The 24353-nt window shown below is 44.6% G+C and carries 20 protein-coding genes; 5 read left to right on the top strand and 15 right to left on the bottom strand.

What is annotated here, in order from left to right:
- Positions 1 to 73 precede the first annotated feature (73 nt).
- The 3 genes from N39L_RS30635 to N39L_RS30625 all read left to right on the top strand — a co-directional run bounded on the left by N39L_RS30635 (position 74) and on the right by N39L_RS30625 (position 3607).
- The gene (locus N39L_RS30635) at positions 74 to 1483 is read left to right on the top strand and encodes an LCP family protein (RefSeq protein WP_006619533.1); all 1410 of its coding nucleotides are present in this window, start codon (positions 74 to 76) and stop codon (positions 1481 to 1483) included.
- A 99-nt stretch (positions 1484 to 1582) separates the two neighbouring features.
- Complete coding sequence (locus tag N39L_RS30630) at positions 1583 to 1876, top strand: hypothetical protein (RefSeq protein ID WP_006619534.1); 294 nt, start codon at positions 1583 to 1585, stop codon at positions 1874 to 1876.
- A gap of 39 nt (positions 1877 to 1915) precedes the next feature.
- Positions 1916 to 3607 (top strand): DUF3352 domain-containing protein, encoded by a 1692-nt coding sequence (locus N39L_RS30625; protein WP_043468719.1) that lies wholly within the window; start codon positions 1916 to 1918, stop codon positions 3605 to 3607.
- A 12-nt stretch (positions 3608 to 3619) separates the two neighbouring features.
- Here the strand turns inward: N39L_RS30625 and N39L_RS30620 are convergent, their stop codons facing one another.
- Entirely contained in the window at positions 3620 to 4663 is a 1044-nt protein-coding gene (locus tag N39L_RS30620; RefSeq protein ID WP_006619536.1) for an aromatic ring-hydroxylating dioxygenase subunit alpha, read from the bottom strand.
- Positions 4664 to 4945: 282 nt separating this feature from the next.
- A complete protein-coding gene (locus N39L_RS30615; protein ID WP_006619537.1) occupies positions 4946 to 7132 on the bottom strand; it encodes a serine/threonine-protein kinase in 2187 nt (728 codons plus the stop codon).
- Between the two features lie 268 nt (positions 7133 to 7400).
- On the opposite strand from N39L_RS30615, the gene N39L_RS30610 reads away from it, so the two are divergent.
- A complete protein-coding gene (locus tag N39L_RS30610; protein WP_006619538.1) occupies positions 7401 to 7640 on the top strand; it encodes a hypothetical protein in 240 nt (79 codons plus the stop codon).
- A 10-nt stretch (positions 7641 to 7650) separates the two neighbouring features.
- Here the strand turns inward: N39L_RS30610 and glyS are convergent, their stop codons facing one another.
- From glyS to N39L_RS30545, 13 genes are all read right to left on the bottom strand, one after another.
- The gene (gene glyS, locus N39L_RS30605; protein ID WP_006619539.1) at positions 7651 to 9792 is read right to left on the bottom strand and encodes a glycine--tRNA ligase subunit beta; all 2142 of its coding nucleotides are present in this window, start codon (positions 9790 to 9792) and stop codon (positions 7651 to 7653) included.
- A gap of 1606 nt (positions 9793 to 11398) precedes the next feature.
- A complete protein-coding gene (locus N39L_RS30600) occupies positions 11399 to 11539 on the bottom strand; it encodes a hypothetical protein (RefSeq protein WP_158307576.1) in 141 nt (46 codons plus the stop codon).
- Between the two features lie 829 nt (positions 11540 to 12368).
- Positions 12369 to 12509 carry a hypothetical protein gene (locus tag N39L_RS30595; RefSeq protein ID WP_158307576.1) on the bottom strand — a complete coding sequence of 47 codons (141 nt, stop codon included), beginning with the start codon at positions 12507 to 12509 and terminating at the stop codon, positions 12369 to 12371.
- Between the two features lie 183 nt (positions 12510 to 12692).
- Entirely contained in the window at positions 12693 to 12833 is a 141-nt protein-coding gene (locus N39L_RS30590) for a hypothetical protein (protein WP_202070246.1), read from the bottom strand.
- 1478 nt (positions 12834 to 14311) lie between these two features.
- Entirely contained in the window at positions 14312 to 14452 is a 141-nt protein-coding gene (locus N39L_RS30585) for a hypothetical protein (protein WP_434221515.1), read from the bottom strand.
- A gap of 183 nt (positions 14453 to 14635) precedes the next feature.
- Complete coding sequence (locus N39L_RS30580) at positions 14636 to 14776, bottom strand: hypothetical protein (protein ID WP_202070245.1); 141 nt, start codon at positions 14774 to 14776, stop codon at positions 14636 to 14638.
- Positions 14777 to 14959: 183 nt separating this feature from the next.
- A complete protein-coding gene (locus N39L_RS30575; protein WP_158307576.1) occupies positions 14960 to 15100 on the bottom strand; it encodes a hypothetical protein in 141 nt (46 codons plus the stop codon).
- Between the two features lie 183 nt (positions 15101 to 15283).
- A complete protein-coding gene (locus N39L_RS30570; RefSeq protein ID WP_202070246.1) occupies positions 15284 to 15424 on the bottom strand; it encodes a hypothetical protein in 141 nt (46 codons plus the stop codon).
- A 1478-nt stretch (positions 15425 to 16902) separates the two neighbouring features.
- Positions 16903 to 17043 carry a hypothetical protein gene (locus N39L_RS30565; RefSeq protein ID WP_434221515.1) on the bottom strand — a complete coding sequence of 47 codons (141 nt, stop codon included), beginning with the start codon at positions 17041 to 17043 and terminating at the stop codon, positions 16903 to 16905.
- Positions 17044 to 17226: 183 nt separating this feature from the next.
- On the bottom strand, positions 17227 to 17367 hold the full coding sequence (locus N39L_RS30560) for a hypothetical protein (RefSeq protein WP_202070245.1): 141 nt from the start codon (positions 17365 to 17367) through the stop codon (positions 17227 to 17229).
- Positions 17368 to 17550: 183 nt separating this feature from the next.
- Entirely contained in the window at positions 17551 to 17691 is a 141-nt protein-coding gene (locus N39L_RS30555) for a hypothetical protein (protein WP_202070244.1), read from the bottom strand.
- Positions 17692 to 18844: 1153 nt separating this feature from the next.
- The gene (locus N39L_RS30550; RefSeq protein WP_202070244.1) at positions 18845 to 18985 is read right to left on the bottom strand and encodes a hypothetical protein; all 141 of its coding nucleotides are present in this window, start codon (positions 18983 to 18985) and stop codon (positions 18845 to 18847) included.
- Between the two features lie 1195 nt (positions 18986 to 20180).
- Positions 20181 to 22256 (bottom strand): cation:proton antiporter domain-containing protein, encoded by a 2076-nt coding sequence (locus N39L_RS30545; RefSeq protein ID WP_006618272.1) that lies wholly within the window; start codon positions 22254 to 22256, stop codon positions 20181 to 20183.
- 227 nt (positions 22257 to 22483) lie between these two features.
- Between N39L_RS30545 and N39L_RS30540 the strand changes: the two genes are divergently transcribed.
- Positions 22484 to 24247, top strand: coding sequence for a peptide ABC transporter substrate-binding protein (locus N39L_RS30540; RefSeq protein ID WP_006618273.1), 1764 nt, complete (start codon positions 22484 to 22486; stop codon positions 24245 to 24247).
- Positions 24248 to 24353: the final 106 nt, after the last annotated feature.

The raw sequence follows: 24353 nt of genomic DNA, 5'->3' as shown, positions 1-24353 counted from the left end.
TGTGAGGAAGCCTGTGTCAAATCATCCAATCAAACGGCAAAAACCACTTAGATCTCAACCGTCTCGACCTGTTATGAAAAAGTTCATCAGGTCTAGCCCCGCCAAATGGCTTGGCATTGGTATGGGTTTAACCGGAGTGGCTATGATTTCGGCAACTGCTGGAGCCTTGCTGGCTGTTTCCTTGTCTTCAACTCCCCTGATGCAGGAAAAGTTAACACCTGAACAGCAGGCGGTTTTTTCTAAGGGTGAAATGGCGCGGGTAAATATGCGTCTACCAGAATTAACTCGTCCTGTCAATATTCTAGTTTTGGGTATTAAAGTTTTAACCTCAGATTTAGATGAACCGCCAGAAGAAGACCTGGGATATCATGCGGTAGTAGACTCCTTTAAGGGTCTTTCTGATACCATGCTTCTGTTGCGTTTTGACCCTAATACTAATAAGTTAAAAGTTCTTTCTATTCCTAGGGATACCCGTACTTTTGTCAAGGGACGGGGGATGACTAAAATTAATGATGCTAACTACTACGGTGGTCCCGCACTTAGCGCTAAGTCGGTGAGTGAATTGATGGGCGGTGTCGGCATAGATCGCTACGTTCGCGTTAATGTCTTAGGCGTTGAAAAGCTGATTGATGCCTTGGGAGGAGTCACCGTTTATGTTCCTAAAGATATGAAGTATCAAGATGATAGCCAACATCTTTATATTAATCTGAAAGAGGGTGAACAACATCTTGATGGTGATGGTGCTTTGCAGTTTTTGCGGTTCCGATATGACAATTTAGGTGATATTGGTCGGGTACAACGACAGCAAATGCTGATCCGCTCTTTTATTAACCAAGTTTTAGATGTGGGTACGATATCCCGCATACCTAGGTTGGTTTCGATTATTCAATCTCATATTGATACAAATTTGACTTTAGAAGAATTGGTGGCTTTGGTCAATTTTGCCGCTCAGGTAAATCCTGATGATGTACAAATGCTGATGGTTCCTGGACAGTTTAGTGATCCGAAAGAGTATAGAGCTAGTTATTGGCTACCAGATTATAGTCGCCTTGATGCGATGGTGACAAAACATTTTGATTTTGGTCATAACCGCTGGAGTTTTGATAATATTGATCCGAGGGATTTGAGAATTGCCATTCAAGACAGCACTGATGATTCCTATGCGGTTGATGATTTCATGTCTTCCCTCAATCGTAAAGGATATTGGAATCTGAGACTAACAAGACCCTGGAATCAACCACTTGATGTTACCCGTGTTATTGCTCAAGATGGCGATGTCAGAAGCGCACAAGCTATTCAGGAAGCCTTGGGATTTGGGGAAGTTGTGGTGGAAAGTACAGGTCATCTACAGTCGGATATTACCATTCAGGTAGGACTCGATTGGCTGGAGAAATACGAATCTCAATTTCAAGAGGAAACTCAGCCACAATTGCAAATCGAGGATGATTTCGGCGGCTCTCGGCGGCGACTGTCAGGACGCTAAAATATCATAGTATCCAATTGGGGGTCAGGGTTCCCTTGCTTCCTGGTCTGTTCAGGGACTATCCTGGAAACTAGATGAATTTGACAGCGGGATAACCTGATGAGACTTTGGCAAGTTTGGTGGCAGAATCTGGTTTATTTAACCCAATATAATCCGCCTCAATTTATTGAGGTTCTGATGCTACTGCTGGGGATGCCACTATTGCTGCTGTGGGCTATAACTGGACGGTGGCCCTATTTGGTCTTGTGTCTTAGTTATGTGATGGGGTCCTCCACTGCCATGTTAGTTCGAGAGGCGATTTTTCCCTCTAACCGCTTGCTGCTTACCCAATTGGTCGCTATCCTATTGTTGGCTCTCGGTTTCTACACTTTGATTGATTTAGTGCTACTGTGAACTGACATCTGAGTTTTTTCGATTTCCCATGGGCTAGTTATGCTTGCAAAAAATAAACCGTCTCTGCTTGTAACTATAGGTGCGATCGCTATTTTGATTGGTGGTGGGGTTGCTGCCTATTTCGTGTTGACCGCTAGAAGAACTATTAGGGATGTGCCTTTGGGCGCTAATATTGTTCCCCAAGATGCCTTGTTGGCTGTTTCTGTTTCTACTTCGCCTCAAAAATGGCAAACACTTCAACAGTATGGCACTTCACAGTCTCAAGCCGCTTTTGAACAATTGCTAATTCAGTGGCGCGATCGCATTTTTACTGATCAAGGCTATGATTTTGAGCAGGATATTCAGCCCTGGATTGGTAATGAGGTGATGATGGCTTGGTTGCCAGATCCGGCTCTGGTCTCTGGTCAGCCTTCCCCCTCCGGTGATACTCCCCGTCAGTCTCCCATGACTTCCGCTAGGATCTTATTACTTCCTATTGCTAATCCTCTCCGGGCTCAAGAAATTCTGACGGCTCGAAAGTCTTTAAATCAAGGAGAAATTCTCGAACGTAACTACCGGGGAATTGATATATTTGAAACTCAAGGACGATTGCAAAATTACTCTATTGCAGTCCTCGATAGAGAGTTTTTGTTGGTTTCTGATGACCCTCGTGCTACCGATAGGGCGATCGATACTTATCGCGGTGATACTTCCCTCGCTGCTACTCCTGGATATTCGGCAGCAGTTCAACAAATTAGAAATTCCCAGGCTTTTGCTCAGGTTTATCTGAATATTCCCGTCGCTGCTTCTTTGGCTTCTATGACTGCGGCGCAGCCTATTCCCCCAGAAAGTTTGGAACAATTGAAACGACACCAGGGCTTTGCTACTACTGCTATTTTAAGAGATAATGGCATTAATTTTCAGGGGGTTTCCTGGTTGCGGCCTAACACTGACAGAAAACTCACTGTTGGGAATTCTACTGATGGAATGCTCAGACGTATCCCAGATACGGCAATTATGACTCTCGGTGGCAGCAACCTTAAACAGTTCTGGAGTGATTATAATCAAGGTGCTAATGCTAATCCGATCGCTCCTTTTAATCCACAGGCTTTGGCTGCTAGTTTACAAGAGTCTATTGGTATGGAGTTGCAGCGAGATTTCCTGAGCTGGATGGATGGCGAGTTTTCTCTGTCTGTAATTCCGGCTATTTCTAATCCTGACACCCCTCAAAGGTTTATGGCGGGTTTGATTTTTATGGTTAGGGTCAGCGATCGCAATGCAGCAGACACAGCTTTACAACAATTAGATGAAATTCTCAGGGGTCGCAGTTTCCAAGTTGGTGATGCTCAACTTAATGGTCAGCCTGTGGTTCAGTGGACTTCTCCCTATGGCGGCTTTACTGTGCTTCGCGGTTGGTTAGATGGAGATGTCGCTTTTGTGAATTTGGGCGCTGCTGTGGCTAATCAGATTATACCACAACCTCAAACCGCAATTAGTTCTAGTTCTTTGTTCCGACAAACTTTCCCCTCTAGTCTCAGTCCTAAACATGGGAATTTTTATATTAATGTTGAACAGGTATTTAATCGCCAAAACCTCTCTTTACCCCCTTTACCTCCTCAACAAGAAGTCTGGGTAAATGCTGTTCAATCTATCGGTTTGACTACGGCTGTCACTGACAACCACACCAGCCGTTATGACCTATTTGTTAATCTAAAATCAGCCGCTGTATCTACTGATGCTCAGGAGAATTAGAGGGCTAGTTGATTAATTGGCGATCGCCTGCTTTTTCATCACTCGCTGAACAGATGCGATCGCTTTATTTAATTCGTAACCCCGCCGCTGGGGATGCTTTTGATACGCCTGTTGTTCCTCTTCTATCATCCTAACATCCTCTTCCACTAAACCATCTAACATTTTTTGGGCACAACCAAATAGGCTGTTTTTTATGAATTGACGAAATTTAACCGGGAGTTTATGCAGTCTCCAAAAGGCGTTAAGCGAGGTAAAATGGATTAAGTAGGCACGAGTTTCTGTAACACTCATTGGACAGAGTAAACAGTAGATTTTGAAGTCTTCACCGAGAGTAGAATACCAATGGGGATAGATATAACTAACCGTCAGCCTTTCGGGATGCAGTTTTCTCAGAGGAGGAAAAAATAGTTGCGCTATTGACCAGATTTTGTCTATTTTATAATAGCTTTGTGCTTCATAATAAGCATCAACTTTATTGTCGGTTTCTGTGATATAATCTAATTGCGCCTCCGTCCAGGCTTGCCAGTTTTGGTGTAGGTGGCCGTGGTACATATCCATCAGGTTTTCGATTAAAAAAGAATAGTGCGCCTGGGTGTGAATTGTCGCTACTGTGGCTATGTAGTTCAGGTGTTCCCATTCGGGAATTTCTAGCGGTTCAATATCTGGCTTTTCCTCTCCTATAAATACCCAAATAAATCCATATAATTCTCGCACTGGATAGGTCTTGATTCCGCATTTTGGCGGTTTTTGATTCTCCTGTAAATACGGTACATAAGCACAGTCTCCACCACCATTGAATCTCCAGCCATGATAGATACATTCTATCTCATCCCCGATCGCTTTTCCGTGACTTAGTTTGACTTGGCGATGGGGACATCGGTCTTCTAAGGCGTTTATTTTCCCCTGGGTGTCCCTGAATAACACAATCGACTGATTCCACAAAATTACCCCTACTGGGCTACTGGTGACTTCCTGGCTGCTGCTGACAACATACCAGCAATGGGGGTTAATCCCTAATTGTCTGATGTCCCTGCTATTTCGGTAACTTGGGGTCATGCGATCGCCTCTATTTCACCAGCTTACAATTCTAGCTCAATAGGGATAATCCTAAAATAATCAAGGGAAAAATTAATTTTAGCAATCACTCATTATTGTAACCTGACATTAACCTGATGTCAACTGTTTTTTTAGGAAAATCTGAAATTTTTCACCGTGGACTATTCCAGATATTGAGGTTAACCAGGTTGACCATAAATGGAAAATCTCCCTTTCAAAGCCTGTCCGAAAATCCTCGGTTTAATCATGACTTGATAATCCCTGCTATAAATAGCTGGTAGATTAGTCAGGAATTTGCCAAATTTCCAGGTTGCGATTATGGCTACCACTAACCAAGAGGGGACGTTTGGGAGAAAACGCGATCGCTTCAATTTTAGAGGAATGTCCTCGCAAGGTAGCGATCGCTTCTTTAGTTTTGAGGTCCCAAAGTTGGACCGTATCATCATCACCACCACTGGCGATAATTCGACCATCATGACTCAGGGCGAGAGATTTAATGGCTTGTGAATGTCCGTGTAAAGTAGCGATAACTTCCTTAGTTGTAACATCCCATAATTTCAGAGTGTGATCACTACTTCCACTGGCGAGAGTTTGACCATCTCGACTAAAGGCGATCGCATTCACTGACTTATCATGGGATAATAAAGTCGAGATTTCCTCGCGGCGGTCAATATCCCACAATTTCACCGTATTATCCTGGGAAGCACTAGCTATGAGTCTACCATTAGGACTAAAAGCCACTGCGCGAACTTCATGATTATGTCCTCTTAATGTACCAATGAGTTCGTTAGTCTCTAAATCCCATAAAGTAATAGTATGATCGCGACTACCACTGGCGAGAGTTTTACCGTCTCGACTAAAAGCGATCGTCGTAATATCCCTTTCATGTCCTTTCAGCGTGGCGATTTCTTGTTTGCTGTGAAGATCCCACAATTTCACCGTATTGTCGCGACTACCACTGGCGATAACTCGACCATCAGGACTGATAGCAATTGAGTTGATAGCGCCTCCATGTCCCGTTAAAGTAGAAAGATGTTCAAAGGTTTGTAAACTCCATAATCTCACCGTATTATCATGACTACCGCTGGCGAGAGTTTGACCATCAGGGGTAATAGCCACAGTTAATATCTGAGAAGTGTGTCCGGTTAAGGTTTGTCCTAACCTCGCTTGATTCCACGCCGCCACCGGAGTTATCCAAGACATTACCGCTGGGGGGGTATTGTTTAATAATATATTTCCACCCGTCCCCAATAACAATAATGCCGCACTAGCGATCGCTATCGTTTTCGCAGGTTTTCGGCGGCGAGACAATCTCATAAATAAAGGATAGGACATCACTGGGAGAGGATGACTATTAGAATTCAGGTCTCCTAAAACTTCGGTGGCGTTGCTGTAGCGATCGCTTAGGTCTTTCTGAAGCAGGCGATCGAGAATTTGTCCTAATTCTGGACTGATAGGAGTTGGTAGATAATTACGCCAGTTTTTTGTCCAGCCATAACCTTGTTCTGTCCATAATTCAAAGGGATGAATTCCCGTGAGTAAATGAAAGCAGGTGACACCCAAACTGTACAGGTCACTGGCGGCGTAGGCTTCTCCTCCGCGCATTTGTTCTAAAGCTGCATAACCATCTGAACCTACTCTGGTCCCTAGGGGGTTAACCATCACCGTTTCTGATAGTTGTTTGGATACCCCAAAATCAATTAATACTAAATCACCGATCTCTGTGGTTTGGGTAACTACTTGATCTTGAATGATCGTGGGTGCGCTGTGGTTAGGGGTAGCGGTTAAATTATGGCGATCGCTTATCGGTTGAGGAAGCCTGCTACGATGGATGATATTTTCCGGTTTAATATCTCGGTGAATTACCTGGCGACTATGGATAAACTCTAAAACCGGAAGCAATTTGACTAGCAGTTGGCGGACTTGTACTTGATTCCAGATTCCTCCCTCTTCTAAAAGTTGCGCCAGGTTTTCTCCTTCTATATATTGTTGGATGAGATATAGACAGTTATCTTCTTCAAAATAACCGTAAATTCCCGGAATTTGTGGGTTTCCTTCTAGTTGCTGTAATTGTTGCGCCTCTAACTTGAACAAGTCTGTTGCCTTTTGTAGTCCCCAGTTACTTTTTACGTCCGCTACCAGTTGTTTGACTACACACCGACGGTTGAGGTTATCCGTATCCTCAGCTAGATAGGTGCGGCTAAAGCCTCCTTTTCCCAAGGGTTTAATAATACGGTAGCGTCCCCGCAGTAGTGAAACTAGGGGGGTATTACAGCTTTGACAATATGTCAGGTTGTCGGGGTTTATCGGTTGCGGACAGTTGGGGTTGATGCAGCAGGTCATAGCGATCGCATTCTCAGTGACAGCATAATATTTATTGTGCCCCAATTTTTCCATTTTGGTGGCACAATATTTTCGCGATCGCAGATGATTTCCATATCCACCAGAGTTTTTAAAAATTCTCCCCACCCAGACAACAACCGACCGTTGTCTCTCTCTCCAACATCTTTCTCCCACCAGCGGAGTTGACTGTCATTGTGTCAATCAGGAAACTAGCACAGCTACAGTCACCTGGAATAACGGTCAATAACCAGCAATGCCACTATGCGACAACTTTTATAGGCAATTTCCCTATAGGTCAGTTACGAAAGTTGCAGCATCGCTTGATTGGATCATTACACAGGCTTCTATCTTGGATATAGCAACCATAACAGTTACCACTTGGAGTCTCATGGTCATGGAAATTAACCTCGCTGGATATTTACCTTCCCTAATTGCGATCGCTATCTCTATTGCTGCCGTTTTGGTTTATACTTACACCCAAGAAGAATTAATCAAGCTAGTCTCAGGAGGCATTGCTTTAGTTGCGGTTGTCTCTAGTTTCCTGTTGGCTAATTGGGTTATTCTGACTGGGTTAGTTATTTTTGTCCTTAATGGATTCAAATTTTTTCCCAAAGAAATCATCACAGAATTGTAAAATCTATCATTTACCCCTTGACAATTGCGCCAAAATCTGCTAGTACACGGGCATGATTTCGCAACAACCCTAGTAGGTTGAGACGGTTTCGCTGTACTTTCGGGTTAGAGTCCATCACCAAAACACTATTTTCACCGTCAAAGAATTGGGTAACTGTGGGAACAATTGCTGCTAAGGCTGTAACTAACTGTCGATAATTGCGAGTTTCTAGTGCTGCTTGAGTGTTGGGTATCAAGTTTTCTAGGGCTTCCATCAATGCCTGTTCTGAAGACTTTTCAAACAGGGAAGGGTTAATCACCGTATCGGGTTGAAGTTCCCCCGTGTCGAGGTCGCCTTGTTTAGCCAGACGGGTGGAACGGTTGATAGTTTCATAGATGATGTCTAAGGTACCATCACCGCGAATTTCTTGTAAAAACAAAGCGCGATCGCGTACATCTAATAAATCTTGTAATGCGCGTTCCTTATATTCTATGTCTTCATCTCCCAGCACCGCATTTACCAAATCATAATCAATAGATTTCTCGTCCTGCAACAAAGTCCGAATGCGCTGTAAAAAGAAATCTTCTAAATGATGAATCAGACCTAACATCGCGTTAGGATGACTATTAACGAAATCCGTCGTTAAATCCTTTAGCAACTCATGCAAATTTAAAGGTAAGTCAGCCGACCAGATAATATTCAGAACTCCATTAGCCGCCCGTCTCAGAGCAAAGGGATCTGATGAACCTGTGGGAAGCATTCCCAAGCCAAAAATACTAACTAGGGTGTCGAGTTTATCAGCTAGGGCGACCACTTGACTAATGATATTTGTCGGCAGGCGATCGCTTGCTCCCTTGGGGAGATAATGTTCAACTATAGCCTTAGCGACCCCTTCAGATTCCCCGCCAGCTAAAGCATATTTTTCACCCATGATTCCCTCAAGTTCGGGAAATTCATAAACCATCTGAGAGACTAAATCAGCTTTGCATAATAAGGCTGCCCTTTTAATCTGGGCGAGTTCCCCTTCGCTTACTTTTAGCTGTTTAGCAATGCGATCGGCATTGGCAATAATCCGATTTACCTTATCGCGAACTGAACCCAAATCTTCTTGAAACGTGACATTTTCCAAGTCGGGGAGATAGTTTTCTAGGGGTTTCTTTAAATCGGTTTTATAGAAAAATTCTCCATCTGCTAATCTGGCGCGGATTACCCGTTCATTCCCCGATGCAATAATGGCAGCTTTGGCTGGATCACCATTAGAAATAGTAATAAAATATGGTTTCAGATTCCCTTGGGTATCTAAGACTGGGAAATACCGCTGATGTGTCACCATTACCATTTTAATCACTTCCGGTGGCAGCACTAAAAATTCCCCGTCAAAAGTTCCCACTACCGCTGTCGGCCATTCCACTAAGTTAACCACTTCATTCAGCAAATCTTCGGGAATTTCCGCCTCGCCGCCTACGCTGTTCGCTGCTACTTTTACCTGGTTGGCGATCGCTGTTTTTCGCGTCTGCGGATCTACTTCTACAAAGGCTTTACCCAGGGTTTCCGCATACTCCGTCGCTTCCGCAATACTGACTGAGTTAGGGTGTAAAACTCGATGACCTTGGCTATGGCGATCGCTACTAATAGTTTCGGAACCGTTGGGGATACTTAGCGGTAATATCTCCTTATCTAGTAGGGTTACTAACCAACGAATCGGACGGGGGAAGCGGATATCTCCATCTCCCCAGCGCATAAATCTCTTACCTTCCAACCGATTAATCCATTGGCGTATTAATTCCGTTACAATTTCGGCGGTTTTGCGTCCGGGAATGTGTTTGAGGACAAACACGAAATCCCCTTTGGGGGTCGGGCGAATTTCGATGTCTTCTAATTTGATATTCTGTTTTTTCGCGAAACCTTCCGCTGCTTTCGTCGGTTTCCCCTCTTTGAAGGCAGCAGTGGCGGGGGGACCTTTGATTTCTTCTTGGCGATCAGGTTGCTGTTCGGGCAGTCCGGCTATGACTACAGCCAGTCTTCGCGGTGTGGCGTACACTTTCACCGACTCGCAGGTGAGGTATTGTTCTTTTAGGCTGGCGGGAATCATCGCCTCCCACTGGGCGATCGCGCCTTCGACAAAGGTTGCTGGTAATTCTTCTGTACCGACTTCGAGTAAAAAGCTAGGCATGGGAGACAGTGCAGGTGGTCAGTGTTCGGACAATTTGACATCCTACCACAGTTTCGGTTCGTTTCGGTTCGTTTCGGTTCTAACTTCGTCCACCTCTCCCGAAATTGGTCTAAATTGGTGTCGCCGCATTCCCTCTCAAACTCCCGTCAATTCCAGAAGTTCACGACAGCATAGGGGTTTCGGGGAGGTTATCCGGCTATAGACACAGGAAGGCGATTATCTTGAAAATATCACGCCAAATCTGGTTTTGTCAATTACTGTTAGAAACTCCCCTGAAAAATCACCCAATTCCCCGTAGTATTTCCGATACATTTAAAGACTCTTCCTGGCGTTAGGGTTAACTGGCGAGTTGAGGGAGGTAAATTAGGCGGGTATGGCTGTAACCTTTTCCGCTAGGGGTATAGAGCGATCGCCTCCTAACTCCCACCTTTCCCTAAATTGGTGTCGCCGCATTCAGTCTCAGACTCCCGTCAATTCCAGAAGTTCACGACAGCATAGGGGTTTTGGGGAGGTTGTCCGCGTATAGACACAGGAAGGCAATTATCTTGAAAATATCACGCCAAATCTGGTTTTGTCAATTACTGTTAGAAACTCCCCTGAAAAATCACTCAATTCCTCGTAGTATTTCCGATACATTTAAAGACTCTTCCTGGCGTTAGGGTTAACTGGCGAGTTGGGGGAGGTAAATTTGACAGGTCTGGCTGTAACCTTTTCCGCTAGGGGTATAGAGCGATCGCTTTCCCCCCCCACCTTTCCCTAAATTGGTGTCGCCGCATTCAGTCTCAGACTCCCGTCAATTCCAGAAGTTCACGACAGCATAGGGGTTTTGGGTAGGTTATCCGGCTATAGACACAGAAAGGCGATTATCTTGAAAATATCACGCCAAATCTGGTTTTGTCAATTACTGTTAGAAACTCCCCTGAAAAATCACCCAATTCCCCGTAGTATTTCCGATACATTTAAAGACTCTTCCTGGCGTTAGGGTTAACTGGCGAGTTGGGGGAGGTAAATTAGGCGGGTATGGCTGTAACCTTTTCCGTTAGGGGTATAGAGCGATCGCTTTCCCCCCCCACCTTTCCCTAAATTGGTGTCGCCGCATTCAGTCTCAGACTCCCGTCAATTCCAGAAGTTCACGACAGCATAGGGGTTTTGGGTAGGTTATCCGGCTATAGACACAGAAAGGCGATTATCTTGAAAATATCACGCCAAATCTGGTTTTGTCAATTACTGTTAGAAACTCCCCTGAAAAATCACCCAATTCCCCGTAGTATTTCCGATACATTTAAAGACTCTTCCTGGCGTTAGGGTTAACTGGCGAGTTGGGGGAGGTAAATTAGGCGGGTATGGCTGTAACCTTTTCCGTTAGGGGTATAGAGCGATCGCCTCCTAACTCCCACCTTTCCCTAAATTGGTGTCGCCGCATTCAGTCTCAGACTCCCGTCAATTCCAGAAGTTCACGACAGCATAGGGGTTTCGGTGAGTTTATCCGGTTATAGACACGGGATAACCATTATCTTGAAAATATCACGCCAAATCTGGTTTTGTCAATTACTGTTAGAAACTCCCTCGAAAAATCACTCAATTCCCCATAGTATTTCCGATACATTTAAAGACTCTTCCTGGCGTTAGGGTTAACTGGCGAGTTGAGGGAGGTAAATTCGACAGGTCTGGCTGTAACCTTTTCCGCTAGGGGTATAGAGCGATCGCTTTCCCCCCCCCACCTTTCCCTAAATTGGTGTCGCCGCATTCCCTCTCAAACTCCCGTCAATTCCAGAAGTTCACGACAGCATAGGGGTTTCGGTGAGTTTATCCGGTTATAGACACGGGATAACCATTATCTTGAAAATATCACGCCAAATCTGGTTTTGTCAATTACTGTTAGAAACTCCCTCGAAAAATCACTCAATTCCCCATAGTATTTCCGATACATTTAAAGACTCTTCCTGGCGTTAGGGTTAACTGGTGAGTTGGGGGAGGTAAATTTGACAGGTCTGGCTGTAACCTTTTCCGTTAGGGGTATAGAGCGATCGCTTTCCCCCCCCACCTTTCCCTAAATTGGTGTCGCCGCATTCCCTCTCAAACTCCCGTCAATTCCAGAAGTTCACGACAGCATAGGGGTTTCGGGGAGTTTATCCGGTTATAGACACGGGATAACCATTATCTTGAAAATATCACGCCAAATCTGGTTTTGTCAATTACTGTTAGAAACTCCCTCGAAAAATCACTCAATTCCCCATAGTATTTCCGATACATTTAAAGACTCTTCCTGGCGTGAGGGCTAACTGGCGAGTTGAGGGAGGTAAATTTGACAGGTCTGGCTGTAACCTTTTCCGCTAGGGGTATAGAGCGATCGCTTTCCCCCCCCACCTTTCCCTAAATTGGTGTCGCCGCATTCCCTCTCAAACTCCCGTCAATTCCAGAAGTTCACGACAGCATAGGGGTTTCGGTGAGTTTATCCGGTTATAGACACGGGATAACCATTATCTTGAAAATATCACGCCAAATCTGGTTTTGTCAATTACTGTTAGAAACTCCCTCGAAAAATCACTCAATTCCCCATAGTATTTCCGATACATTTAAAGACTCTTCCTGGCGTTAGGGTTAACTGGCGAGTTGAGGGAGGTAAATTCGACAGGTCTGGCTGTAACCTTTTCCGCTAGGGGTATAGAGCGATCGCTTTCCCCCCCCCACCTTTCCCTAAATTGGTGTCGCCGCATTCCCTCTCAAACTCCCGTCAATTCCAGAAGTTCACGACAGCATAGGGGTTTCGGTGAGTTTATCCGGTTATAGACACGGGATAACCATTATCTTGAAAATATCACGCCAAATCTGGTTTTGTCAATTACTGTTAGAAACTCCCTCGAAAAATCACTCAATTCCCCATAGTATTTCCGATACATTTAAAGACTCTTCCTGGCGTGAGGGCTAACTGGCGAGTTGAGGGAGGTAAATTTGACAGGTCTGGCTGTAACCTTTTCCGCTAGGGGTATAGAGCGATCGCTTTCCCCCCCCCACCTTTCCCTAAATTGGTGTCGCCGCATTCCCTCTCAAACTCCCGTCAATTCCAGAAGTTCACGACAGCATAGGGGTTTCGGTGAGTTTATCCGGTTATAGACACGGGATAACCATTATCTTGAAAATATCACGCCAAATCTGGTTTTGTCAATTACTGTTAGAAACTCCCCTGAAAAATCACTCAATTCCTCGTAGTATTTCCGATACATTTAAAGACTCTTCCTGGCGTTAGGGTTAACTGGCGAGTTGGGGGAGGTAAATTAGGCGGGTGTGGCTGTAACCTTTTCCGCTAGGGGTATAGAGCGATCGCTTTCCCCCCCCACCTTTCCCTAAATTGGTGTCGCCGCATTCCCTCTCAAACTCCCGTCAATTCCAGAAGTTCACGACAGCATAGGGGTTTCGGTGAGTTTATCCGGTTATAGACACGGGATAACCATTATCTTGAAAATATCACGCCAAATCTGGTTTTGTCAATTACTGTTAGAAACTCCCTCGAAAAATCACTCAATTCCCCATAGTATTTCCGATACATTTAAAGACTCTTCCTGGCGTTAGGGTTAACTGGCGAGTTGGGGGAGGTAAATTAGGCGGGTGTGGCTGTAACCTTTTCCGCTAGGGGTATAGAGCGATCGCTTTCCCCCCCCCACCTTTCCCTAAATTGGTGTCGCCGCATTCCCTCTCAAACTCCCGTCAATTCCAGAAGTTCACGACAGCATAGGGGTTTCGGTGAGTTTATCCGGTTATAGACACGGGATAACCATTATCTTGAAAATATCACGCCAAATCTGGTTTTGTCAATTACTGTTAGAAACTCCCTCGAAAAATCACTCAATTCCCCATAGTATTTCCGATACATTTAAAGACTCTTCCTGGCGTTAGGGTTAACTGGCGAGTTGAGGGAGGTAAATTAGGCGGGTCTGGCTGTAACCTTTTCCGCTAGGGGTATAGAGCGATCGCTTTCCCCCCCCCACCTTTCCCTAAATTGGTGTCGCCGCATTCAGTCTCAGACTCCCGTCAATTCCAGAAGTTCACGACAGCATAGGGGTTTTGGGTAGGTTATCCGGCTATAGACACAGGAAGGCGATTATCTTGAAAATATCACGCCAAATCTGGTTTTGTCAATTACTGTTAGAAACTCCCCTGAAAAATCACCCAATTCCCCGTAGTATTTCCGATACATTTAAAGACTCTTCCTGGCGTTAGGGTTAACTGGCGAGTTGGGGGAGGTAAATTAGGCGGGTATGGCTGTAACCTTTTCCGTTAGGGGTATAGAGCGATCGCTTTCCCCCCCCCACCTTTCCCTAAATTGGTGTCGCCGCATTCCCTCTCAAACTCCCGTCAATTCCAGAAGTTCACGACAGCATAGGGGTTTCGGTGAGTTTATCCGGTTATAGACACGGGATAACCATTATCTTGAAAATATCACGCCAAATCTGGTTTTGTCAATTACTGTTAGAAACTCCCTCGAAAAATCACTCAATTCCCCATAGTATTTCCGATACATTTAAAGACTCTTCCTGGCGTTAGGGTTAACTGGTGAGTTGGGGGAGGTAAATTTGACAGGTCTGGCTGTAACCTTTTCCGCTAGGGGTATAGAGCGATCGCTTTCCCCCCCCCACCTTTCCCTAAATTGGTGTCGCCGCATTCCCTCTCAAACTCCCGTCAATTCCAGAAGTTCACGACAGCATAGGGGTTTCGGGGAGTTTATCCGGTTATAGACACGGGATAACCATTATCTTGAAAATATCACGCCAAATCTGGTTTTGTCAATTACTGTTAGAAACTCCCCTGAAAAATCACTCAATTCCTCGTAGTATTTCCGATACATTTAAAGACTCTTCCTGGCGTTAGGGTTAACTGGCGAGTTGAGGGAGGTAAATTCGACAGGTCTGGCTGTAACCTTTTCCGTTAGGGGTATAGAGCGATCGCTTTCCCCCCCCCACCTTTCCCTAAATTGGTGTCGCCGCATTCCCTCTCAAACTCCCGTCAATTCCAGAAGTTCACGACAGCATAGGGGTTTCGGTGAGTTTATCCGGTTATAGACACGGGATAACCATTATCTTGAAAATATCACGCCAAATCTGGTTTTGTCAATTACTGTTAGAAACTCCCTCGAAAAATCACTCAATTCCCCATAGTATTTCCGATACATTTAAAGACTCTTCCTGGCGTTAGGGTTAACTGGCGAGTTGAGGGAGGTAAATTCGACAGGTCTGGCTGTAACCTTTTCCGCTAGGGGTATAGAGCGATCGCTTTCCCCCCCCCACCTTTCCCTAAATTGGTGTCGCCGCATTCCCTCTCAAACTCCCGTCAATTCCAGAAGTTCACGACAGCATAGGGGTTTCGGTGAGTTTATCCGGTTATAGACACGGGATAACCATTATCTTGAAAATATCACGCCAAATCTGGTTTTGTCAATTACTGTTAGAAACTCCCTCGAAAAATCACTCAATTCCCCATAGTATTTCCGATACATTTAAAGACTCTTCCTGGCGTGAGGGCTAACTGGCGAGTTGAGGGAGGTAAATTTGACAGGTCTGGCTGTAACCTTTTCCGCTAGGGGTATAGAGCGATCGCTTTCCCCCCCCCACCTTTCCCTAAATTGGTGTCGCCGCATTCCCTCTCAAACTCCCGTCAATTCCAGAAGTTCACGACAGCATAGGGGTTTCGGTGAGTTTATCCGGTTATAGACACGGGATAACCATTATCTTGAAAATATCACGCCAAATCTGGTTTTGTCAATTACTGTTAGAAACTCCCCTGAAAAATCACTCAATTCCTCGTAGTATTTCCGATACATTTAAAGACTCTTCCTGGCGTTAGGGTTAACTGGCGAGTTGGGGGAGGTAAATTAGGCGGGTGTGGCTGTAACCTTTTCCGCTAGGGGTATAGAGCGATCGCTTTCCCCCCCCACCTTTCCCTAAATTGGTGTCGCCGCATTCCCTCTCAAACTCCCGTCAATTCCAGAAGTTCACGACAGCATAGGGGTTTCGGTGAGTTTATCCGGTTATAGACACGGGATAACCATTATCTTGAAAATATCACGCCAAATCTGGTTTTGTCAATTACTGTTAGAAACTCCCTCGAAAAATCACTCAATTCCCCATAGTATTTCCGATACATTTAAAGACTCTTCCTGGCGTTAGGGTTAACTGGCGAGTTGGGGGAGGTAAATTAGGCGGGTGTGGCTGTAACCTTTTCCGCTAGGGGTATAGAGCGATCGCTTTCCCCCCCCCACCTTTCCCTAAATTGGTGTCGCCGCATTCCCTCTCAAACTCCCGTCAATTCCAGAAGTTCACGACAGCATAGGGGTTTCGGTGAGTTTATCCGGTTATAGACACGGGATAACCATTATCTTGAAAATATCACGCCAAATCTGGTTTTGTCAATTACTGTTAGAAACTCCCTCGAAAAATCACTCAATTCCCCATAGTATTTCCGATACATTTAAAGACTCTTCCTGGCGTTAGGGTTAACTGGCGAGTTGAGGGAGGTAAATTAGGCGGGTCTGGCTGTAACCTTTTCCGCTAGGGGTATAGAGCGATCGCTTTCCCCCCCCCACCTTTCCCTAAATTGGTGTCGCCGCATTCAGTCTCAGACTCCCGTCAATTCCAGAAGTTCACGACAGCATAGGGGTTTTGGGTAGGTTATCCGGCTATAGACACAGGAAGGCGATTATCTTGAAAATATCACGCCAAATCTGGTTTTGTCAATTACTGTTAGAAACTCCCCTGAAAAATCACCCAATTCCCCGTAGTATTTCCGATACATTTAAAGACTCTTCCTGGCGTTAGGGTTAACTGGCGAGTTGGGGGAGGTAAATTAGGCGGGTATGGCTGTAACCTTTTCCGTTAGGGGTATAGAGCGATCGCTTTCCCCCCCCCACCTTTCCCTAAATTGGTGTCGCCGCATTCCCTCTCAAACTCCCGTCAATTCCAGAAGTTCACGACAGCATAGGGGTTTCGGTGAGTTTATCCGGTTATAGACACGGGATAACCATTATCTTGAAAATATCACGCCAAATCTGGTTTTGTCAATTACTGTTAGAAACTCCCTCGAAAAATCACTCAATTCCCCATAGTATTTCCGATACATTTAAAGACTCTTCCTGGCGTTAGGGTTAACTGGTGAGTTGGGGGAGGTAAATTTGACAGGTCTGGCTGTAACCTTTTCCGCTAGGGGTATAGAGCGATCGCTTTCCCCCCCCCACCTTTCCCTAAATTGGTGTCGCCGCATTCCCTCTCAAACTCCCGTCAATTCCAGAAGTTCACGACAGCATAGGGGTTTCGGGGAGTTTATCCGGTTATAGACACGGGATAACCATTATCTTGAAAATATCACGCCAAATCTGGTTTTGTCAATTACTGTTAGAAACTCCCCTGAAAAATCACTCAATTCCTCGTAGTATTTCCGATACATTTAAAGACTCTTCCTGGCGTTAGGGTTAACTGGCGAGTTGAGGGAGGTAAATTCGACAGGTCTGGCTGTAACCTTTTCCGTTAGGGGTATAGAGCGATCGCTTTCCCCCCCCCACCTTTCCCTAAATTGGTGTCGCCGCATTCAGTCTCAGACTCCCGTCAATTCCAGAAGTTCACGACAGCATAGGGGTTTCGGTGAGTTTATCCGGTTATAGACACGGGATAACCATTATCTTGAAAATATCACGCCAAATCTGGTTTTGTCAATTACTGTTAGAAACTCCCTCGAAAAATCACTCAATTCCTCGTAGTATTTCCGATACATTTAAAGACTCTTCCTGGCGTTAGGGTTAACTGGCGAGTTGGGGGAGGTAAATTCGACAGGTCTGGCTGTAACCTTTTCCGTTAGGGGTATAGAGCGATCGCTTTCCCCCCCCCACCTTTCCCTAAATTGGTGTCGCCGCATTCCCTCTCAAACTCCCGTCAATTCCAGAAGTTCACGACAGCATAGGGGTTTCGGTGAGTTTATCCGGTTATAGACACGGGATAACCATTATCTTGAAAATATCACGCCAAATCTGGTTTTGTCAATTACTGTTAGAAACTCCCTCGAAAAATCACTCAATTCCCCATAGTATTTCCGATACATTTAAAGACTCTTCCTGGCGTTAGGGTTAACTGGCGAGTTGAGGGAGGTAAATTAGGCGGGTCTGGCTGTAACCTTTTCCGCTAGGGGTATAGAGCGATCGCTTTCCCCCCCCCACCTTTCCCTAAATTGGTGTCGCCGCATTCCCTCTCAAACTCCCGTCAATTCCAGAAGTTCACGACAGCATAGGGGTTTCGGTGAGTTTATCCGGTTATAGACACGGGATAACCATTATCTTGAAAATATCACGCCAAATCTGGTTTTGTCAATTACTGTTAGAAACTCCCTCGAAAAATCACTCAATTCCCCATAGTATTTCCGATACATTTAAAGACTCTTCCTGGCGTTAGGGTTAACTGGCGAGTTGAGGGAGGTAAATTTGACAGGTCTGGCTGTAACCTTTTCCGCTAGGGGTATAGAGCGATCGCTTTCCCCCCCCACCTTTCCCTAAATTGGTGTCGCCGCATTCCCTCTCAAACTCCCGTCAATTCCAGAAGTTCACGACAGCATAGGGGTTTTGGGTAGGTTATCCGGCTATAGACACAGGAAGGCGATTATCTTGAAAATATCACGCCAAATCTGGTTTTGTCAATTACTGTTAGAAACTCCCTCGAAAAATCACTCAATTCCTCGTAGTATTTCCGATACATTTAAAGACTCTTCCTGGCGTTAGGGTTAACTGGCGAGTTGGGGGAGGTAAATTCGACAGGTCTGGCTGTAACCTTTTCCGTTAGGGGTATAGAGCGATCGCTTTCCCCCCCCACCTTTCCCTAAATTGGTGTCGCCGCATTCCCTCTCAAACTCCCGTCAATTCCAGAAGTTCACGACAGCATAGGGGTTTCGGTGAGTTTATCCGGTTATAGACACGGGATAACCATTATCTTGAAAATATCACGCCAAATCTGGTTTTGTCAATTACTGTTAGAAACTCCCTCGAAAAATCACTCAATTCCCCATAGTATTTCCGATACATTTAAAGACTCTTCCTGGCGTTAGGGTTAACTGGCGAGTTGGGGGAGGTAAATTCGACAGGTCTGGCTGTAACCTTTTCCGTTAGGGGTATAGAGCGATCGCTTTCCCCCCCCCACCTTTCCCTAAATTGGTGTCGCCGCATTCCCTCTCAAACTCCCGTCAATTCCAGAAGTTCACGACAGCATAGGGGTTTTGGGTAGGTTATCCGGCTATAGACACAGGAAGGCGATTATCTTGAAAATATCACGCCAAATCTGGTTTTGTCAATTACTGTTAGAAACTCCCTCGAAAAATCACTCAATTCCTCGTAGTATTTCCGATACATTTAAAGACTCTTCCTGGCGTGAGGGCTAACTGGCGAGTTGAGGGAGGTAAATTTGACAGGTCTGGCTGTAACCTTTTCCGCTAGGGGTATAGAGCGATCGCTTTCCCCCCCCACCTTTCCCTAAATTGGTGTCGCCGCATTCCCTCTCAAACTCCCGTCAATTCCAGAAGTTCACGACAGCATAGGGGTTTCGGTGAGTTTATCCGGTTATAGACACGGGATAACCATTATCTTGAAAATATCACGCCAAATCTGGTTTTGTCAATTACTGTTAGAAACTCCCCTGAAAAATCACTCAATTCCTCGTAGTATTTCCGATACATTTAAAGACTCTTCCTGGCGTTAGGGTTAACTGGCGAGTTGGGGGAGGTAAATTAGGCGGGTGTGGCTGTAACCTTTTCCGCTAGGGGTATAGAGCGATCGCTTTCCCCCCCCCACCTTTCCCTAAATTGGTGTCGCCGCATTCAGTCTCAGACTCCCGTCAATTCCAGAAGTTCACGACAGCATAGGGGTTTCGGTGAGTTTATCCGGTTATAGACACGGGATAACCATTATCTTGAAAATATCACGCCAAATCTGGTTTTGTCAATTACTGTTAGAAACTCCCTCGAAAAATCACTCAATTCCTCGTAGTATTTCCGATACATTTAAAGACTCTTCCTGGCGTTAGGGTTAACTGGCGAGTTGGGGGAGGTAAATTCGACAGGTCTGGCTGTAACCTTTTCCGTTAGGGGTATAGAGCGATCGCTTTCCCCCCCACCTTTCCCTAAATTGGTGTCGCCGCATTCCCTCTCAAACTCCCGTCAATTACAGAAGTTCACGACAGAATCATGGTTTCGGGGAGGTTATCCGCGTATAGACACAAGAAGGCGATTATCTTGAAAATATCACGCCAAATCTGGTTTTGTCAATTACTGTTAGGAAATCGACCGAAAAATGGCTGAATTGTTGAGAAGATTTAAACATGATTTTGACGATTAACGAACATATCAAGAGAGAGATTTAGTAACCATTAACTAAGTTTAGGGAAATGAACGACAATAGTCGCAACATCTGGATGAGTACGAACAATTGTTTCTGGTTCTACCAAGCCGCTTCTGGAGAATCCGAAAGCCTGATTCTGATGACTGCCGGGAGTTAATAATAACAAATCATTAGTTTTGAGCATTCGGGAAACTTTCATAATAAAATTCCCTTGCATTTGTTGAACTGGGGTATCTTTACTGAGACCAAAGGATGAAAGATTTAAATCTACATTTAGGGAATCAGTCACCAGTACCAATAAGTGTAATTTCGCTTTAATTTGTTGAGCGATCGCTTTAGTGATTTCCAGAGTTTGTTGAAATTCCCAAGACCCAATTTCTCCTTGATTGAATACCATAAATACCCTCTCGGTATTTTCCAGAGGCTGAGGAAAGCGGGTAATCAAAATGGGGACAGGTGAACGCCTCATAATCTGATCAATGACGCTACCAAAGAAATTCTCTTGATAAGTTGAATATCCTTTCCAACCGCAGATAATCAGGGTAGCATTGCGTTCGGTGGCGCTACGAACAATTCCCCTGGATATAGCTGCATCAATTCTAGCAATAGATTCAACTTTAACTGTGGCGGCGTGAGCTATCTGTTCAGCCACAGACAATAAACGGTTTTGCTTACTTTTGGTGGCGGCAGAAATCTTGCCACTTTTATCAGAAATAACATTGAGAGGTAATAGAGTGCCTTTAGATTTTTTCACTAGCAAAATCGCCAATTGTAAGAGGTTGTCTTCCGTGCTAGGGTTAGCGACTGGAACTAATACCCGTTCTGACCAACTTTGCTGATTGTCGCTGTCTAATTTTTGTTCTGGTTTGACTAATTTACCCCAACGAGTGACTATCCAGGGAGAAGCAATACAACTAAATAAAATCATGGCAATAATGCCATTAACAGTTAACTCATCTACCAATTCAATATTATAAGCCACGGTAATCGCCGCCAGAGTAGAAGCGGCTTGAGCTAGGGAGAGACCAAAGACAAGCATTTTCTCTGGAAACGGCCAGCCAAAAACTTTACCGGAAACCCAAGCGGCTGCATACTTGCTGATAGATTCTGCGACAATCATGACTATTGCGACTAAAAGAGATTTGGGTTCTTTTATTAAAATGAGGGGGTCAATTAACATCCCCACAGAGATGAGAAAGAAGGGAATAAAGAGGGTATTGCCAATAAACTGAATCCTGTTCATTAATGGACTCAAGTTAGGGATAATGGGAGTCAGAGCAATACCAGCCAAGAAAGCGCCAATAATGGGTTCAATTTCAATGAGTTGCGCTACATAGGAAGCTACTAATAATGTGGCGACAACAAAGGTAAATTCTGCGCCTTCGTCATGACCAAATTTTCGGAAAAACCAGCGGCCTATTTTGGGAACTCCCCAGAGGGATGCGAGGGTATAAATGGTTAAAGCCGGAATTAAAAATAGCCAAAATTCTAGGGTTAAATCACCGCCATGGGCTTTGACGACAACTGCTAAAACTAATAAAGCTAAAACATTGGTAATTAAAGTTCCTCCTAGGGTGGCGGTTACTGAGGAGGCACGCATAATTCCCAGACGGTTTAAGATGGGTAAAGCTAGGAGAGTATGGGAAGCAAAACAAGAGGCGACTAATATGGAGGCTAATACGCTGTAACCGAGTCCCATCATGGCTACTGTTCCCAGTATCATGGGGAATAAAAAGGTTAGCAAACCGAAGCAAAAGGCTGACTTGGCATTTAGTTTGAGGTCGTCTAAGCTGGTTTCTAAGCCTGCTAGAAACATCAAAAATAATAATCCTATAGTCCCCAATAAAATTATGGTATTATCTCTGGCAAGTAGTCCTATACCATGGGGACCAATAATAACTCCGGCTAAGATTAATCCAACAATACCAGGTAATTTGATGCGTTCAAATACTAGGGGAGCAATGAGCATCATCCCCATAATAATTAAGAAAACGGCTACGGGGTCTTGAATTGGTTGTGATAAAATCTGTGCCAGAGGGGTGGTCAGAGTAATCATGGACAAGCTACCTGCGTCTGTATTAATTAAGTATCCCAAATTACCCATGGGTTAGTTCCTAGTAAAATTGCTTAGATTTAGATAAAGGGAGAAAATGCCAAGCCTCCGCCTGTCTCGCCGATCGCCCTAAAAGAGCGGTTCTAAAAGACCCCTTAGAGAGACTGACTATAGACTTATAGCATAATCTGGAGATTCTGACAATCCTATTTTGAGCTTTTGGGATGATACCAGTTAACCCACAGGTTGTTAATTAAATGGGTTCGCCAAATGTGCTAATGTCTGCTACAAATTTAAGGGCAGACATTGATAAGTATAAAAATATGATTCGGCGTTTATTCCTACCTCTCGTGATTCTCTCGTGTTTCTTGTCTATCACCTTCGCCGCCTGTAGCCCCCAGGACGCGCCAACTACTCAAAATGACAAAAACCTTAAACTTCTGTATTGGCAGTCTCCTACCATCCTTAATCCCCACTTAGCGACAGGATTTAAAGACTTTGATGCGGCTAGGTTAGTCTATGAGCCTTTAGCAAGTTATGATGATAGCGATCGCCTGATTCCTATTCTGGCGGCGGAAATTCCCAGTCGAGAAAATGGGGGTGTCGCAGCAGATGGAAAATCGGTAACTTGGAAATTGCGATCGGGTGTCACTTGGTCGGACGGGGAACCTTTCACCGCCAAAGATGTTGTTTTCACTTATAACTTTATTACTAACCCTGATGTAGGTTCATCTAGTGCTGAGGTTTACGCGGGTCTTGAAACTGTGGAAGCCTTAGATGATTACACTATCAAAATTACTTTTAAAAATATTACTCCCGGTTGGTCGGTTCCTTTTACTGGTCAAAGAGGCTTAATTCTGCCAGAACATATTTTTGCTAGTTACAATAACTCTAATATTCGGTCGGCTAGGGCGAATAATCAACCTGTTGGCACGGGACCCTATAAACTGGTAAGTTTTCAACCGGGAGATCTCGCTATTTACGAGGCGAACCCCAATTATTGGGAGCCAGATAAACCGTTTTTTGAAAGAGTAGAAATTAAAGGGGGGGGTGATGCTACCTCAGCAGCTAGGGCTGTTTTACAAACGGGAGATTTTGATTATGCTTTTAATTTACAGGTAGAAGCTCATATTCTCCAACAGTTAGCAGCGGGAGGGAAAGGCAAAATTTTGGCTAATTTTGGGTCCTATGTGGAAAGGATTATGTTTAATTTTACCGACCCTAATCAAGCTACGGAAGATGGAGAGCGTTCTAGTGTTGAATTTCCCCATCCTTTTTTCAGTGATAAACGAGTCCGACAAGCCTTTGATTTGGCTATAGACCGTGATACGATCGCTAATCAACTTTATGGCGAGACAGGTCGTCCTACCGCACAATTAATAGTGATTCCAGCCGCTTATAGGTCGAATCAAATTAACTATAGCCTCGACCTAGAAAAAGCTAACAGTTTGTTAGATGAAGCTGGTTGGAAAGATACTAATAATAATGGTATCCGTGACCGAGATGGATTGGAAATGCGCGTGGTGTTTCAAACATCAGTTAATCCCGTGCGCCAGAAAACTCAAGAAATCGTTAAACAGTCTTTAGAAGCTATGGGGATAAGGGTGGAATTAAAAAGTGTTGATCCTGGTATATTCTTTTCTGGCGACCCCGCTAATACCGACACGATTAATCATTTTTATGCAGACCTACAAATGTTAACTACAGGAAATGAAAGTCCTGACCCAGGTCCTCACATGAAGTGGTGGACTTGTGGGGAAATTTCCCAAAAAGAAAATAATTGGCAACGACCTAATTATGCGCGTTATTGTAACCCTAAATATGACGAAATTTGGCAAAAAGCAACCACGGAACTCGACCCGGAAAAACGAGCCCGATTATTCCGTCAAATGGATGAATTTCTACGGGAAGATGTGGCGGTGATTCCTATTGTTGAACGTGCGACTACTACGGGAATTAGTAATACTTTAACTGGTATTGAACCCTCGCCATGGGATGCTAATACTTGGGATATTAAAAATTGGCAACGCCAGTCAATTTAGTTCATATCGGAAGATTTACTGCTTTTAAAAAGTGGTAAATTTTCGCGGTTATTATACTGAAAAAGCCAGTTGATAGCAGAGGTAAAACATCAAAAATGGCGCTGTT

It is taken from the genome of Limnospira platensis NIES-39 (genome assembly GCF_026000695.1).
GTDB classification, from domain to species: Bacteria; Cyanobacteriota; Cyanobacteriia; order Cyanobacteriales; family Microcoleaceae; genus Limnospira; species Limnospira platensis.
The sequence above is the reverse complement of the archived record's forward strand: the minus strand, read 5'-3'. Positions and strand labels throughout refer to the sequence as shown.